General features: G+C 52.8%; 11 protein-coding genes and 1 pseudogene. 8 read left to right on the forward strand and 4 right to left on the reverse strand.

The window, feature by feature from the left end; translation table 11 throughout:
• The coding region (locus tag CHB92_RS17060; RefSeq protein WP_317044182.1) for a LamG-like jellyroll fold domain-containing protein at nt 1-4,940 on the forward strand (4,940 nt) is incomplete at its 5' end.
• Nucleotides 4,909-5,391, forward strand: a complete 483-nt coding sequence (locus tag CHB92_RS17065; protein ID WP_106219147.1) for a carboxypeptidase-like regulatory domain-containing protein — start codon at nt 4,909-4,911, stop codon at nt 5,389-5,391. The genes CHB92_RS17060 and CHB92_RS17065, both read left to right, overlap by 32 nt.
• On the opposite strand, the gene CHB92_RS17070 is transcribed toward CHB92_RS17065, so the two are convergent.
• Nucleotides 5,378-5,632 (reverse strand): hypothetical protein, encoded by a 255-nt coding sequence (locus tag CHB92_RS17070; protein WP_089320453.1) that lies wholly within the window; start codon nt 5,630-5,632, stop codon nt 5,378-5,380. The genes CHB92_RS17065 and CHB92_RS17070 overlap by 14 nt on opposite strands.
• A 299-nt stretch (nt 5,633-5,931) precedes the next feature.
• Here CHB92_RS17070 and CHB92_RS17075 point away from each other — a divergent pair, with 299 nt between their 5' ends.
• Nucleotides 5,932-6,876, forward strand: a complete 945-nt coding sequence (locus tag CHB92_RS17075) for a DUF6602 domain-containing protein (RefSeq protein ID WP_089320454.1) — start codon at nt 5,932-5,934, stop codon at nt 6,874-6,876.
• 576 nt (nt 6,877-7,452) lie between these two features.
• On the opposite strand, the gene CHB92_RS17080 is transcribed toward CHB92_RS17075, so the two are convergent.
• Nucleotides 7,453-7,845: a helix-turn-helix domain-containing protein gene (locus CHB92_RS17080; RefSeq protein ID WP_089320455.1), complete on the reverse strand. Its 393-nt coding sequence runs from the start codon at nt 7,843-7,845 to the stop codon at nt 7,453-7,455.
• 553 nt (nt 7,846-8,398) lie between these two features.
• On the opposite strand from CHB92_RS17080, the pseudogene CHB92_RS26465 reads away from it, so the two are divergent.
• The 5 genes and pseudogenes from CHB92_RS26465 to CHB92_RS17105 all read left to right on the forward strand — a co-directional run.
• Nucleotides 8,399-8,572, forward strand: a pseudogene (locus CHB92_RS26465) (RHS repeat-associated core domain-containing protein); the annotation flags it as partial.
• Between the two features lie 33 nt (nt 8,573-8,605).
• Nucleotides 8,606-9,220, forward strand: a complete 615-nt coding sequence (locus CHB92_RS17085; protein ID WP_245842674.1) for a hypothetical protein — start codon at nt 8,606-8,608, stop codon at nt 9,218-9,220.
• A 1,174-nt stretch (nt 9,221-10,394) separates the two neighbouring features.
• On the forward strand, nt 10,395-11,006 hold the full coding sequence (locus tag CHB92_RS17095; protein ID WP_089320458.1) for a Crp/Fnr family transcriptional regulator: 612 nt from the start codon (nt 10,395-10,397) through the stop codon (nt 11,004-11,006).
• A gap of 208 nt (nt 11,007-11,214) precedes the next feature.
• A complete protein-coding gene (locus CHB92_RS17100) occupies nt 11,215-11,691 on the forward strand; it encodes a MauE/DoxX family redox-associated membrane protein (RefSeq protein ID WP_089320459.1) in 477 nt (158 codons plus the stop codon).
• Nucleotides 11,692-11,727: 36 nt separating this feature from the next.
• Nucleotides 11,728-12,021: a hypothetical protein gene (locus CHB92_RS17105; RefSeq protein ID WP_089320460.1), complete on the forward strand. Its 294-nt coding sequence runs from the start codon at nt 11,728-11,730 to the stop codon at nt 12,019-12,021.
• A 59-nt stretch (nt 12,022-12,080) separates the two neighbouring features.
• On the opposite strand, the gene CHB92_RS17110 is transcribed toward CHB92_RS17105, so the two are convergent.
• Together CHB92_RS17110 and CHB92_RS17115 are read right to left on the reverse strand one after the other, a co-directional pair.
• Complete coding sequence (locus CHB92_RS17110; RefSeq protein ID WP_089320461.1) at nt 12,081-13,463, reverse strand: RagB/SusD family nutrient uptake outer membrane protein; 1,383 nt, start codon at nt 13,461-13,463, stop codon at nt 12,081-12,083.
• Nucleotides 13,464-13,489: 26 nt separating this feature from the next.
• Nucleotides 13,490-16,681: a SusC/RagA family TonB-linked outer membrane protein gene (locus CHB92_RS17115; protein WP_089320462.1), complete on the reverse strand. Its 3,192-nt coding sequence runs from the start codon at nt 16,679-16,681 to the stop codon at nt 13,490-13,492.
• Nucleotides 16,682-16,712 lie beyond the last annotated feature (31 nt).

Consider the following 16,712-nt stretch of genomic DNA (forward strand, 5'->3'; position numbering starts at 1 on the left):
AGACCCGTGACGAGAACGGCTCCCTCACGGTGGAGTACAAGGACAAGCAGGGAAGGGTGGTGCAGAAGAAGGTGCAGGAGGCCGAGGGGGCGGACCTGCAGGGGACCCAGGAATCAGGGTCAACGACTGAGACTGCTTCCTGCCCCGAGGGGCTGGCGCAGTACTGGCGCTTCGGGCAGGGCTCGCTTACCGACTCGCAGTCGGGCCTTACCGCCTCCGGCACGGGGGCAGCCCCTGTCACCGGCAAGCTGGGCGAGGGGCTGGGTTTCGACGGCACGGCGGGCCTATCGGCAAGCGGGGCTTCCTTCGACTGGACTGCGGGCTCTAGTTTCTCAATAGAGCTGTGGGTAAGAAGGTCCGGGGCACCAGCGGGCAACGAGGTGATCGTGGGCCGCGACGACATGGAGGCGGGGGGGAGCCTGCATTGGTGGCTGGGCCTCAACACCTCTGGCCAGGTAATCTTCCAGCTCAAGGACAACCAGGGCTGGGGCTATGAACTGGGTGCCGCCGGGCCCTCCGTTACCGACGGGACCTGGCACCATGTGGTGGCCGTGCGCAACGAGGGGGCCAAGACCAACACCATCTATGTGGACGGCCAGGTGGCCGACCAAGCCACCGGCATCTACTACTCTGAGGCGGGCTTCGCCTCGGCGGCGGCCCTCAACATTGGCTGGCTAAACCGCAGCTCAGGCTACCACTACAATGGTGATCTGGACGAGCTGGCCTTCTACTCCCGCTCCCTGGCCTCGCAGGAGGCCTCCGCCCACTACAACGGCGGGCAGGGCATGGACTACTGCGAGGGAGCCGGGAATGTAGAGGAGCCGGTGTTGGCCTGCGCCGAGGGCGTGGACCTGCACTGGGGCTATGAGCAGGACTACGTAGACTCCAAGCAGGGCCTGGTGGCCAGCGGCTCGGGAGGCATAGTAGTGGCAGACGGCGCGGCGGGTAGCGCCTTGCGCTTCGACGCCACGGGCGGGCTGTCGGCGGACGCGGGGGCCTTCGACTGGGCGGCCGGCTCCAGCTTCTCAATAGAGCTGTGGGTAAGGCGCTCAGGAGCCCCGGCCGGCAATGAGGTGGTGATAGGGCGAGACGCGGTGGAGGCTGGGTTGAGCAGCCTCCACTGGTGGATAGGCGTGGAGCCCTCAGGAAAGGCGCGCTTCCAGCTCAAGGACAACCAGGGCTGGGGGGCCTTTATAGGCGACGCGGCTGCTAACCCCTCTGTTACGGACGGTGCCTGGCACCAGGTGGTGGCCGTGCGGGACGGGGCGGGGCAGCAGAACCTGCTCTATGTGGACGGGGTGCTGGTGCAGCAGGTCTCCATGACCTACTCCGGCTCGGGCTTCGCCTCCACAGTAGGGGTAAACATGGGCTGGCTGGACCGCTACCCTGGCTTCCGTTACAATGGCGACCTAGACGAGCTGGCCCTGTACAAAAGGGCGCTGACGGCGCAGGAGGTGGCCAGCCGCTATAATGGGGGAAGCCCCGAGCCGGTGTGCCAGCCTCAGACTACCGAACCCTCAGCGAAGCCACTCTTTGCCAACACGCAGTACGTCTACGACGCTCTGGGCAACCTGCGCCTAGTGATCCAGCCCGAGGGCTACCGTAATCATCTGCCGACAGCGGATGCGGCGGGCACAGTCACCCTGGAGCCTAACTCAGTCTTCCTTTCCCGCTGGTGCTTCCGTTACGCCTACGACGGCCGCAGAAGGCTTGTGGAGAAGCAGGTGCCGGGGGCGGGGCCGGTGGAGACGGTGTACAACAAAAGAGACGAGGCGGTCTTCACGCGGGACGCCAACCAGAAGGATAGGGGCGAGTGGGCCTTTGTCAAGTACGATGTGCTGGGCCGGCCGGTGATGACAGGAGTTGTCTCCGAGAGCCGCAGCAGGGACACGCTGCAGGCAAAGGTGGACGCGCTCACCGGGGCAAGCCTCTACGAGTCGCCAGACGCTGCCTCCTTCCTGGGCTACACGCTCAACGGCTCCTCGCCAGAGGGCATGGGCATCGCGGAGGGGGACGTGCTGACGGTGACCTACTACGACGACTACTCTCCCTTCGGCACGGCCTACGCCTTTGACAGCTCGGCGCTTGCGGGCATGGCCGGCAAGAACGAGCGGGTAAGGGGCCAGGTGACGGGCACGCGCACCAGGGTGCTGGGCACCGGCGACTGGCTCACCAGCGTCAATTACTACGACGACAAGTACCGGCTGATCCAGACTGTGTCCGACGGTTATGTGGGAGGGGCGGTGCTGGCGGAGGCGGACCGGGTGACCACCCGCTACGACTTTACAGGAAAGCCCCTGGAGACGCTCACCACCCACCGGGCCGCCTCGGGCACGCACGCGGTGCTGGACTCGATGCGCTACGATCACATGGGCCGGCTGCTGGAGAGCTGGCAGGCCATCGACGGCAGAGGGGCCGTGCTGCTGGCCAGCAACAAATACAACGAGGCGGGCCAGCTGGTGGACAAGGGGCTGCACTCCACCGACGGCGGTGGCTCTTTCCTGCAGTCGGTCGATTACCGCTACAACATCCGTGGCTGGACAAGCTCCATCAACAACGCCGCCCGCACCAGCGACGGGGCCACCAACGACGAGGGCGGGGACCTGTTCGGCTTTGAGCTCACCTACAACGAGGGTATGCAGCTGGGGGCCGGGGCGCAGTATAATGGCAATGTCACGGAGGCGGTGTGGAGCACGGCCACCGACGGGGTACAGCGGGGCTACGCCTACGCCTATGACAGGGCCAGCCGCCTCAAGTCCGGCACTTACAAGGCCTATGACGGGGCGGGCTGGACAGCCGAGCAGGGCCGCTACACGCTCGAGGGCCTGTCCTACGACGCCAACGGCAACATCAAGGGGCTAGTGCGGCACGGGATGAGTTCGGGGCACGCCTACGACGGAAGCGTTCCCCGCGCCTTCGGGGAGGTGGACCGGCTCAGCTACGTCTACGAGGGCAACCGGCTGGCCACCGTCAACGACGCCGTGACCGTGACGGGTCCTGCCGGGGACTTCCGCGACAACGGCACAAAGAAGGCCTACGCCGAGGGCAACCAGGCTTCGTGGGAGTACGCCTACGACGCCAACGGCAACATGGTGCGTGACGAGAACAAGGGTATCACGAGCGTCAGCTACAACCACCTGAACCTGCCCGACACCGTGTTTGTAAAGGACAAAGGCTATATTCGCTACCTTTACTCGGCGGCGGGCGTAAAGCTCAGGAAGGAAGTCTACCAGAACAGCGCCCTGACCTCGGCCACGGATTATGCGGGCGTGTTCGTGCACCAGGCCGACACGCTCTTTGCCTTCACCCCTGAGGGCAGGGCGCTCTATGAGCCCATGACGGACCAGGTGTGGCGCTACGAGTACCACTTGAAGGACCACCTGGGCAACTTGAGGGTGAGCTTCGCAGAGCCGACCACGACCACCAGCGGGCTGACGATGGAGCCGATGATGGCCACCACCGAGGAGGCCGAGTTCGAGAACGTGGAGCAGACGCGCCACCAGGACCGGATGCGCGCGCGCACGGGCAGCCACTCGGCCCTGCTGGGCGTGGGCAGGGGGAGGCCCTTGGGCCCTTCCAAAAGGGTAGCCCTGCAGAAGGGGGACACGCTGCGGGTGGAGGCCTTTGGCATGTACGAGGCGGAGAGGAAGCAGAGCCTTGCCTTCAGCCTGGCCTCCTGGCTTGCCTCGGGCGTGGCGCTGACGGCCCCGCAGGCCGTGGCGGGGGAGCAGGCCGGGCAGGGGAAGGCGGCGGTCTCGCCTCTGCTGGGGGTAGGGCTGGCGATGGCCCCGGCTGTCTTGCAGAGGGAAAAGCGTGCGCCTGTGGCTTACCTTCGCTATATTGTCTATGACTCGGACTCCAACTACGTGGACAGCGGCTACAGAGCCCTGTCTTCAGAGGCCAACGGGGGCTGGGAGGAGCTGGAGCTGGCGTACGCCGCAGAAGAGGACGGCTTTGCCGAGGTATACGTGGCCAACGAGAGTGAGGAGGAGGCCTACTTCGACGACATGAGCGTGTCGGTGACAAGCCCGATGCTGGTGCAGGAGAACCACTACGACCCCTGGGGGCTCAACCTCGTAGGACTGGAGAAGCAGGGAACGCCGGACCACAAGTTCCAGTACAACGGAAAGGAGAAGCAGACGGAGCTGGGGCTGAACTGGATGGACTACGGGGCCAGGATGTATGACGCCCAGATAGGGCGTTGGCATGTCGTGGACCCCTTAGCTGATATTGCACCCGATAGAACACCATACCATTTTGTAAGCAATAACCCGATCAATAGGATCGATCCTACTGGGCTAACAGATTTTACATTGAACAAAAAGACAGGTGAAGTTGCTCAAGTAGGCAAAGCAAATGATGAACCGGATCGAATACTGAAAACAAATCGTAAAGGAGAGGTCAAGTACAAAAAGAATGGTGAAGCAAAAGTTGCTATGGGAGGAATCGAACAAGGCATTTTGGCCGATGGACAGAACTGGAAGACAGATGATCAGGTTATAGAGGTTGGCGGAGAAGGACAAGCAACTGTAGATGGGGTTAAATCTTTTACAATGGGGCTTTCAGAGTATCTTGGAAAAGAGATTAAAGGTTTCTCGTATTCATCTAATGCTTCCGGAGATGTTACAGATATGGTATTAGGAAAATATTTGAATAATTCAAATACCGAATCTTATGGTACACTTGGTGCATTACAAAAAAAATATGGAGGTAATTTTTCCTTTGGTGGTGTTTTACAAGAATTCCATACTCATCCTGATGGTAAATTAGGTGCAACTCAATCAGCACCCAATCTTTCACAAGACGTTACGGCCCTTCAAAATGATAAGCCGTTTATACCTAACGCAAGTTTTATTATTCTGTATAGAATTCAAGGCCAGAAGAAACCAGCAGAATATGACTATACCCATGAGTATAGAGTTCCCAGGAAGAAAAGATAACTACGAAATGAAAAAATTATTAATTCTATTTATTGTATTCACTGCTTCAATATGTGGCGTTTACTCTCAGAGTAAAACTATTGAAGGAAGGGTTATTTCAGAGCATTTAGAAACTTTGCCTGGGGTGTTCATTATGATTGATGATTCAGTTGAAGTGGGTATGACAGATTTAAACGGGTTTTTCAAAATAGATATCCCCGTTTCTGAGAAAAAAATATTGTTCAAGGGTGTTGGCATGGAACCAACAACCATAGAGCTTGTGGATGAATGTGATAAAATCGAGGTTGTAATAATGTTAAGCAGTACCTATGATTTTATAACTCCAAGGCGTGTTGAGAGGAAAAGAAAAAAAAGATATAAGAAGCTTCCCGAGATACATAAGCAAGCTTACGAAAAAGGGATTTTTAAATCCTGTGATCCTTGTGTCTCATATGTTTTTACAAAATATTGACCACTCCAACTTTATATGAAAAAATATGGCCCCTGCTGTCGGTAGTCTTCTGGAAGGAGACTACCGACTTTGAATGAATCAGGAGGAACTCCGTTCCGGTGAGGTAAACTATCGCCAGCAATGCAAAAAGAAAGCCCGACTCCCACCAGAGCGGGCTTTTTCTTTTTTCACCGGAGGTTGCGTATTTGGCTTCGTTTCCAGAAATCAGCCCCAAAACAGTAGCCACCCATCCGAGGGGCATGGGCCACTACTGCTTGACGGGCCGTAGGAAGGTTAAGCGGGGTTCGTGCGCTGCTCACTTAGTTGCGTCAGCCAACTAAGCAAAACTTCCCTTCGGCTCATAGCTACTTCCTTGGTTATTCCCTTTTCATTTGAAATAACATTTAGTAGAAGACGGGGTGAGTAAATGACAGAATAAATATATACTTCTTTAATTAAAGAATAATCACATACCTTTTTATTTGTGAAAACCTGTTTCCATTAGATATTGTACTGAAAATAATGAGGATATTCCAATCTAAAATATGTTTTTAAAAACCAATGGGAAAAACAAATGATCTTGTCGATTTCATGCTGTCCCTCACAAGGGAGATGGGTGACGAATATAACAGAATACAAAAGCGCTCTACTGAAGATCAAGGAACTGCTGGCGATCAAGGTGAAGAAAACTGGGCTTCAATATTTAAAAATTGGTTGCCTGCAGACTATCAGGTTGTTACAAAAGGGAGGCTATTAAGTGAGAAGGGAGTAGCGAGCCCTCAAGTTGATGTAATCATTTTGCGTCCATTTTATCCTAAACATTTGCTTGATAAAAAGCTTTATCTGACCGCAGGCGTAGCAGCAGCATTTGAATGTAAAAACACGTTGAAGGCTAGCCATATCGTGAAGACTGTTCAGAACTCAGTAGAAGTCAGAAATCTTTTGAATATAAGGCAGGGTAATTACCGAGATGAAATATACAGTCCTATCATCTATGGTTTACTTGCACATTCTCATTCTTGGAAAGGAGCTGAGTCTAAGCCAAAGAATGTAATAGAGGAGAAACTCCACGAGTGCGACAGATTATTTGTAACACATCCAAGAGAAATGTTAGATTTTGTTTGTGTAAGTGATTTAGCACTATGGTCCTCCTATAAGCTCCCAATGAATTTTTATACTTATCAAGAATCCGGGAATTACTTCTATAAATGGATGCCAGGTCCTCAAACTGGTTATGGCTTTTCTGAAAGAGAAGCTTACACCGTGAATACGGAGCCTTATAAAAATTTTACTCCCATTGGTGCTTTTCTTTCGAAATTGTTTAAAAAGTTAGCCCTACACGATAATCGTTTAATCGATTTTTCACATTATTTTGGTCAAACCATTGGTGGAGGTGCATCAATTAAATTCAGGACATGGCCTGAAAATATTTTGTCTGAAGGTGCAAGAACTGATTTACTCCATAATCAATCACTTTATCAAGGTAATTGGATGTCAGAAGGATAAGCTGGGTTCGTCCGTGTCCTCGGCCAGACTGCTCTCCGGCAAAAGCAAGGCTGTACAAGCTCCCTTCGGTCGGCCTTGCTTTTGCCTTCGCTTGCCAGCCTGCGGTACTCCTCACGGCTGTTTCTTTTTTGTTTTTAGAGTTGTTAAATGCCTCCGGCAGGAAGGTGAAAAAACAAAACCCACAGCCCACGTTATGCTCGCCTGCGGGTCAGCCGCCGCACAGCCAGCTGCCCTCGTTCCTCGGGCTCTTCCTGGTTGGCTTTGGCTTCCGCTCGCAGCGGCTTCGCGCTTTGAAATCTTACCCCCAACCCCCGGAATCAACCGCGGGCTTTTTGTTTTATAGTTGGAGTTTTATAGTTGGAGTTATACTTGATAGCAGCTGATCAGCCAGCCGCACAAAGGCCAAGGGGCTATTCCGGCCCCTTCTACCCCAGGAGCCTTGCCACGTCCAGCCGTGCCGCTGGCCCGACTGAACGCGGCAAGGTTATACATATACTTTGCTCGTTCAGGTAAGGTATAGATACAAAAAAGCCCAACCTATTGAGGCTGGGCTCTATACCTTATACTTTGGTGCTATTATTCTTTGATCATCTTTTTCAGAAGCTCCACCTTTTCACGCTCACTTTCCAGCAGGCGCTCGTATAGCTCTACTACTTTATCAAGTGGATTAAATGTAGGGCTAATGTTTATCGCATTGATTGTTGAGCTGTCATGACTGGTAAAGGAATTAGCAATGATGTTTTGAATAGCTTCATCATTGAAGTTCTTTATACCTTCTGCAGGTACGCCTAAGGCTTTTGCTACTTTTTGCAGCGTTTCCTCTTCCACGTTCTCGCTCTGCTCCATTCGGGAAACAGTTTGCTGGCTCACACCCATCTCAAGGGCAAGCGTTTCCTGCTTAATTCCACGGAGTTCACGGATGCGGCTGATCTTGCGACCGATATGCGAAGGTTTCATAGTTGCTTCCATAGTACCAAATATAGCGTTTTCAGTTGAGTAAGAAAACAGCAGGCAAGTAAAATACTACGGCTTTGGGTGCGGTACGCGCTGGTAAATTACCATCTTAGGGCAAAGCAGCCAATTATACCTGTAGCAGACGGGTAAAATAGGTATGGCAGTGTGAAAAATCACATACGAGCCGGAGTGAAAGATAGGAACACAAGGTACAGCTAAGACCGCGACAAGCAAAGTATGGAACGCCAGGGAACACCAGTGGAACGCCAAAATCAGGTAAAAACTGCGAATACAGGCAACAGAGCAAGATTTTACCGCTGGTATTCCGTTTTCCAGAAAAACGTGATACCCCCTTGCTTTACTGCGTCATACAGCTAAATGTAAGCTGGTGTTCGGCATGCCAGCCAAGGTATAGGGCATAGGTGTACCTTTTTGATCAGGTATAGGAATGGATACAGACTTCACTATATTTATAGTAGGTTTTAAGAGCCGGACGTTCTTTGGGGAAAAGTATGCTATAAGGGCAAGTGCACCATAGGCCAAAACTGGTGCAGGTGCACACTTCTTCCAGTACAACGGGAAGGAGAAGCAGACCGAGCTGGGACTTGGCTGGACCGACTACGGTGCCAGGATGTACGATGCCCAGATCGGCAGGTGGCATGTGGTGGACCCGCTGGCTGATCTACATTGGGATCTGACGCCTTACAACTATGTAATGAATAATCCACTTAACTATGTAGATCCCTTCGGGATGGATACGATCCGCGTGAACAACATGAATTCTGAGAATTGGAAAACATTCAATACTGAGAGTGACGTAGTTGAATTAAATGAAGTTACTATCACGCCTGATAACCAAGCGGAGGAGTCGGAACAGTCACAACAGAGCAACAATTCCAATGATTGGATTATGGGGTCAAATTCTACAGGAGGAGAGAATAACCAGCAATGGCCAACTATAAATAGAGGAGAGATTAAGCCTTACCAGCCTAACACTTTTGGTAAGTTAAAAAATAAGATTGCTAAATTACCAATAGGTATAAGGCAGTTAGCAGAAATGTCTTATCAAACTGCAGATGATGTTTATGTAACTTTTCAATTAGGGAAAAACAGAATGCATTTGGATAGGTCTGGAACTACTCCTAATGAAATTACTGATGCAGGAGTAAGCACTTTAGTAAGCGTTCTACCGGTTTCTGAGCTTTCCGGTGTAAAAAGCTTAAATGCAGCTCAGTTTAGCAAATTATTTAAAGGGACTTTGATTTTAAAAGCTCCACCAAAATTGAGGGGTTACATTAATAGAGGTTTAAACAAATATGTTATTCAAGATTGGTTTGGACTATCTACTGGTATTATCCAGTCGGCATCTGAAATCAGTAATGATGATTGATTGATCTAAAGATTTAAGGTTATGTTACAAGGCTTTTTCGGTTCTATATTTTTAGAATTTATAGGTGCACTAGCAAGATGGTGTTTTACAGTTGTCATTAATTTCTTTAAAGGAGAGGATACCAAAAGCTTCAAAGAGGTGTGGACAGGGAATAGAAAATTAAGCAAAAGCGATTCTTTCATGTATAGCACATCAAACATTATTATAGGTATTTTTGTCGTGCTGCTCCTCTGTTATTTAGTGCTTTGGCTTGAGCGATAATGAATATAGAAACCTATGCCAACTGGCGTGATTAGCAACTTTTACTTTCCTTCTATATCTCAAGTTTGGGTGGAGTGGTATAGCGGGGTTCGTGTGCTGCTCACTTAGTTGCGTCAGCCAACAAAGCAAGGCTTCCCTTCGGCTCACTCGTGCCTCGTTCGGTCTTGCTTTGCCGCTTTACTGCCACCGCTTCCTTAAGTCAGCCGTGGCAGTAAAGCTTTGGCTGTCTCCACACGTTGCGCTGCTCCTCACGGCTGCTCTCTCTGTGCTGTAAGTCCTGTTCCGACAAGCTGCATAGCACTTACAGCCCAGCCGCATCCCACGTTATGCTCGCCTGCGGGTCAGCCGCCGCGCAGCCAGCCGCCCTCGTTCCTCGGGCTCTTCCTGATCGGCCCTGCCTTCCGCTCGTAGCAGCTTTCGCGATTGAAGATCTTACTCCCACCCTCAGGATAAGGCGATGGCTTTTCTCTTAGCTTAGCCTGTGCCTTTCGTTAGTTGTTTCCAGCCACTTCTGGAGAATGGAGTTGTGCTTAGTAAAGAAGTGTTCGAGGCAGTCATTTCTTACAAGGCATGTGAAAAGTCACACTGTGCAATGGGAACAGAAACATTGCAATTTGTCTTCTCAAGGCTCAACTTTGGGTTATAAATTGATGTCTAAACTTTAGTGCCCGGCTTTAGGCTTTTCTAAGGTTATTTATGAGGTGATGTGACGGAAGATGTACCCTTCATGCAGGCCTTTGCTTTGGTGCCTGTCTTCGTTTTGCAGCTGCTAGAAACACAGGATATTGCTCAATCCCTAAAGCTGCTAATCCTGCTCTATGCTTAAAGCAGTCTGGCGTGTTACATCCGCGGCCCTTTCTGAAGCCTACGCAAAGGGCTTTGTTACTTCAACTGAAACCAAACTTAACAGCTTATGGATATAGAAAAACTTTGCCAGGCAGTGGGCAATATGCGCCCGCTTCCCGGTAGCCTGCGAGACAAGGACCTGTTGGAGGAGGTAAAAGGTTACCTTCGTGAGCATATTGCTGTCAGTCATTACGCCCAAAGGCAATTGCTGCTGAGCGCCGGGCAGCACGCAGAACATATCTATTTTGTAGTGGAAGGCTTTGCCAGAGGCTTCTATCATGATGCAAAGACAGGGCGGGACATAACCATCTTTCTGTGGGATGAGCAGTCCTTTGCCGTGGCAGTCAACAGCTTTTTTCTTCGAGAGCCTTCGGACCTGTACCTGGAGGTGCTACCGGGAAGCAAGTTGCTCTCTCTTTCGTATGGACAGTTAAATACGGTCTTTGAAAAGTATCCCCCCACGGAGGCCCTGGTACGCTTGCTTGCACTGCACTATAGTGCTTACCATAAGAAGCGTACCTTAGACCTACTTACCTGTTCTGCCTGGGAACGCTATGTGGATTTACTGTGTACTTGCCCGAGAATCGAGCAAAAGGTGTCGAAAGAGGTCATTGCTTCATTCCTGGGAATCACCCCGCAGTCGCTCAGCCGTCTCATCAAAGACAATGGTCACCCTTAGGAGCGTGGCACCGGGAATCTTCATGTGAATCACTTTTTTAACCTTCCATAATTGACTATATAACATAGGGTAAATAGTAAATTCCTAGCTCTTCTTTACCTTTATCTTAACTTAAAGAAAGGGAGACACAGCGAATTTTAATGTTTAGAAAGGGTTGCACTTTTCTCTGTCTCCGAGCCAAAGCAAGCTAGCATTCAAGTAGTCATTTATGAATAAAAAAAACTTTGTCATTCAGTTGATTTCTGTTCTGCTGGTAGCTTTATGGGTATACGCGGCCGTTAGTAAGCTCCAGGAGTTTAACGCCTTCCATGAACAGTTACATCGGCAGCCCTTGCCAAGCTGGACGCCTGGATTCCTGGTGTGGGGCCTGCCCTTGATAGAACTGATAGCCGCAGGACTGTTGCTTTTTCAGCGGTTTAGGGGAGTAGGGATTTGGCTTTCCTTCCTGTTAATGCTCCTTTTTACAGGATATGTAGGGCTGGCTGTAGTGGGAGTCTGGGATGATGTTCCTTGTGCTTGTGGTGGTGTCATCAGTCAGCTGGGCTGGGAGGGACACCTTTTGTTTAACTTGTTCTTTACGATCCTGACAGGTGTTGGGGTGTTTGTGTGGAAGCAAAAAAGAAGTGGTGACTCCGGGGGAGACGCCGCCTCAGGTGAAGCTGCCTACCCAAGTGGCGGCAGATAAATATAAGTCATTTTTATACTTAACCTTTCTTTAATCATGAAGAGATTTAAAGTTAATGCCATGGCCATCGTTGCGGTTGTAGTGGCAGCAGGCACAGTGGCGTTCAAAGCGCCAGTAGCACAGGAGTGGGTTTTCACAGGCTCTGACATCAATCAAGTTAAGACAGCCTCGTTTTATTCCCTGTCTGCAGTACCAGAGGGATGCGAAGACAGTGCTTCGCTGCCGTGCAGTATATTGTCAGAGGCTACGAGTCAGTCTCAATTGCAGAGCTACTTGAACTCCAGAACAACGGAGCAGATCATGGATGAAGCCGTTGGCCAGCGTGACTAAGCAGCCAAAAGGCCAGGAGGGAACTTCCCCTCCTGGCCTTTTCTGTCCGGCAGTTCCTACTAGCGCGGGTTCTGCTGCATTCCTGAAAGCTCAATCACATCCTCTGGAATAGGCAGTGCAAAGCGCAAGTCCCCTGGGGGGAGCAAATAGTCTTTGTCCTCTATGACGCGCTTTAGTGTTATGTTGGCTCCCTCTTTGTTCAGCCGTTTGATATCCATCCACCTCAGCCCGCGCATCAGCAGTTCTTTTCTCCTTTCCTGCAGTATAAGCGCCAGTGCCTCATCCGCAGAGCCCGCTTCCAAGTCTGTAAAGGTGCCGGTGCGCCACCTGTTTCGGAGCAGTGTGTTCAGGGTGGCCATGGCGCTTGTCACGTCTCCGCGCCGTGCCTGGCTCTCGGCCAGTATCAGGTAAACCTCATCAGTGGCAACGCCTGTAAAAAGGCTGGAGCTTCCTTCATAACTCCCTTTGAAAGAGTAGTAGCCATCCGAAGCTTTCTTGAAGAAAAGCTTCTTCCTCAGGTCATCATCCGCATAGCTCTTGTAGAGCAGGGTGTCAATACGCGCCCGGCTGGTAGAGAGGGGCTGCGGAGCTCCCGTCATGCTTTCATGCAGCACCTCCGGGTTGAACTTGGGCAAAGGGTACGCTGCCGTGGCTGAGAGCGTGTTATAGTCCAGGAGTTTGTCGTTGAGCATCAGGGTACTGTCCGCATAGGCGCCAGCCTCCTCATAGCGTCTCATGTAGAGCATGGCTCTGGCCAGCACAGCGTAGGCCGCCGCCCTGGAAGGCCGCATCACGTGCGTTGTCCTTTCGGGAAGCAGAGCAGCTGCCTGCTTCAGGTCCTGGAGTATTTGAATGTATGTCTCATCGATGCTTGCGCGGACCAGCTTTTCATTAAAGTTAGTGCCCAGGCGCAGCGGGAGCCCCAGTGCGCTGCCTGCTGTCTGCTCGTCATAGGCCTGTGCCCAAATAGAGGCGGCTGTCAACAAGGTAAGCCCTCTGTAGTAGTGCGCCTGCCCCTTCACGTAATCCCAGGTTTGAGCGTTGTTTGCCGTCCGCTCAATCGAAGGAACAGTTTCCAGCACTGTGTTCGCATAATATATCGTCTGGTAAGCCTCGTACCAGTCATTCGGACGATATCCGATACGAAAGAGATTGTCTTTCTCCCAGGTGTACTTCCGACGCTCTGCTTCGTTGCTCATGGAAGCCCATGTGGCGGAAGGCAGGAAGTAATTGTCCGCGCTGGTCTCGGCAGAGCCGGCGGGGTGATCGTTGTTCATGTTGTTGTAGTCGTCGAGCAGTGCCTGTAGGTCGGAGAGGGTAGTAGGCACCGCCAGCGCCTTGTCCGGCTTCTCGTCCAGAAAGCTCTCGCAGCCACCCAATGAAAGGGATGTTACGAGCAGCGTGGCGTACATGCTTCTTTTTAGAATTTGTAAACGTTTCATAAGGTATTGTTCTTTGATGATGGTTGTTAAAAAGTAGCCCTGAAGCCAAGGGAAATGCTCTGTGGATCGGGCAGGGCATTAAAGTTGTAGCGGTCAGGATCCAGCCCACGGCTGTTGGCACGCCAGAGAATCCCCAGGTTGCTTAGGTTGAGATACACCTGTCCGTCTTTGAGGGCACCCTGTTTCGTGCCTTTTGCCGGTAGTGTATAGCTGGCAGAGACATACTGCAGGCGGATGTGGTCTCCCTTCTCTACCAGTACCTCTGATCCGGCATAAAAGGAGTCCCTGGCGAAGTTGTCCGGGTAGGTCATGGAGGGAACATTCGTATGCTGCTCATCCCCCGGCTTCTGCCAGCGCTGCGCAAAATCGGAGTGGCCGCCCCAGCTGCTGTACAGCGTGGAGTAGCTGATGGAGTTGGCCCGGAAGAAATAGCCCAGCTTCCAGCTGAGCCTTGCCGTTAAGGAGAACCCCTTCCAGGAGAAGGTGTTGCCCAGGGAGCCGAAGAAGGTGGGGATGGCAGAGCCGTGGTAAACCAGGTCATCCAGGTTAGCCTCCCCATAGTTGATGGAGAAGTAATCGCTGCTAACCTCTCCGTCCAGGTACCCCAGAGGATCCCCTGTCTGCGGGTCCAGTCCCGCCCACTTAAAAGAGTAGAGGGAGTAGGCGGGCTTTCCTTCTATCCCTGTTACCAGGTAACCTGGCGTCACGAGATTATATGCCAGAGGCGTGCCCAGGTAATAGTCTGTGATCTCGTCCTTGCTGTGGCTGAAGTTCAGCTGAGTAGTCCACTGAAAGGCACCGTCCAGGTTGATGCTGTTCAGGGCTACGTCTATGCCGTGCCCACTGAGTTCCGCTACATTTCGCATGACCTGATCGCCTACGCCGGTCGTGTAGTCCACCGGGTACATGGCAAAGAGGTCATGGGCTTTCTTCTGGTAGTACTCGATGCTACCGCTGAGCCGGTTCCCCCTGATGGCAAAGTCCAGGCCCGTGTTCCACATGCCCACTGTTTCCCAGGTCAGGTCCGGGTTGGCAAAGGTTGAGAACCGGGCGTAAGGCATTTGTGTGTAAGGAGAGCTGGCCGGGTAGGTAATGGTGGAGACAGCGGTAAAGGCCGGGTTGGTATTGCCGCTAAAGCCGTAGGTGGAGCGAAGCTTCAGGTAAGGCAGGAAGCCCAGTTTGTAGAAGGGCTCACGAGACACATCCCAGGCAAGACCCGTAGACCAGAGGGGGGTCCAGAGATCGTTTGTGCGCAGTCCAAAGAGGTTGGAGGCATCCCGTCGGGCACTGGCCGACAGGGTGTACCTGCCACCATACGTATAGGCGGCGTTTGCGTACTGGGACACAAAGCGGTTTAGTACCTCGTCCTCATCCGCCATATTGGGGATATACCGCTCTGCGCCGGTCACCAAGTCCGGGTAAGGGATGGTATAGTCCACGCTCCCGAAGGTCAGGTTATCCGGCCTATAGCCGTAGAGCCTGCTGGTATAGCCCACGGTGAGGGCACTTCGCACTTCTGCTCCCGCAATCACCGAGAGAATGTGCCTGTCCCAGTTACGGTCAAAGTTGAGCTGGCCCCGCAGGTTCTGCGACTCCAGCAGGCTCTGTGTCCTGTCCAGGATGGCGCCGCGAGGGATGGTGTACTTGTAAGCCCCTGTTTCAGGATCCAGAAGAGTGTACCGGTTTATAAGGTTGCGCGTATAGTAGCTACCCTCGTCCTGCAACAGGCGGCGGGCTGACTGCTGGCGCTCATACTGGTACTTTACCTCAGCGCTCAGACCATGCTTCCAGCGGTAAGTCACTCCCAGGTTGGCCAGTACGTCCTGCACGTCCCGCGTGTCCTGCACGTGCTTATGGTCTTCCAGGGGGTAGAGGTTCCAGTCCAGCAGGTTCCCCCCACCTGCCGTATCCTTATAGCTTTGGCTATAGTCCCGGGCAACAGGCAGGGGGGAGCCGTTTTCATTAGCAAAGCGGGCATAGGGATAGATGTAGTAATTTGCCTGTCCGATCTCCCCGTAGCCGGGCTTGCCACCGGTCCTTTCGCTTTGTGTATAGTAGGCTCCTGTTGTCACCGTGAGGCCTTTGGCCGGGCGAATGGTGGTCTGGAAGCGCAGGTTCAGGCGGTCGTATTGGGCAGCCAGTTGGTCAACGTTCCGGTCATAGCCTGCGGAGAGGCTCCAGGCCAGCACATCAGACCCGCTCTGCAGGTTCAGGGCATACTGCTGGCGCAGGGCACGCTGGTAGATGTAGCGCTCATAATCATCCCGCACGTCTATGTTTCGCAGGGCGTTGATGCGGGCCTCCACCTCATCGGCGGGTAACGTACCTTTCTCTTTTTTGTCCAGAAGCTCCACCACGGGCGAGAGCACCGGGTAGCCGTAACCCCCAATCATGAAGCTGTAGTAGTCGTTGTCAAAGAGAAACTGCTCCACGTCAATGAAGTCAGAGGAGCTCATCTGGCGGAGGTAGGAGAGGTCCGGCTTCGCGCTAAGGGTAACGTTGGCGTTGATCGTGGCAGTGAGGGGTTGGTGGAAGCGGCCCTTCTTCGTGGTGATGACGATGACACCGTTCCCGGCGCGTGCCCCCCAGATAGAGGTGGCGGCTGCGTCCTTCAGAATCGTGACACTCTCCACATCGTTGGGGTTGATGTTGCGGATATCGCCCTCATACGGGAAGTTGTCTACTACGATGAGCGGGGAGCGGGGGCCGTTGATGGAACTGAGGCCGCGCACCATCAGCTGATCCTCCAGGCCCGCCCGGTCTACGGTTACGCCGTTGGCCACTGACTCCAGCCTGCTGAGCACGTCAGGACCTACCTGTTCATTCAGCGTAGCGTTGCTTACCTGCGTGAAAGAGCCGGTAGCGCGCTCCTGCGGAATATTCTGGTACCCTGTGGAAACTACCACTTCCTGCAGGTTGCGGTCGTCTTCAGAAAGGGCTATCACGAGCGGCTCCTCCAGCGGGAGGTTTACAGGCACTTCCCGGTGAGCAAAGCCGACGAAGGAGACCACGAGGACAAGCTTGTCTTTGCTAACAGGAAGGGAGAAAAACCCTTCCGCGTTTGTGGTCACGCCTGCGTTGCTGTCTTTTAGTTTAACGGTTGCCCCGGGCAGGGGTGAGCTATCGGCGGCGGAAACGACTCTGCCGCTTAAGGTTTGCTGCGCCAGGACCGGGAGCATAAAGCCCAGCAGGCACAAAAGGAGTAGTACTCTTTTCATGTGTTGATTGAGTTAGATGATTAGAAATAGT

This window comes from Pontibacter ummariensis (assembly GCF_900188175.1).
GTDB lineage: Bacteria > Bacteroidota > Bacteroidia > Cytophagales > Hymenobacteraceae > Pontibacter > Pontibacter ummariensis.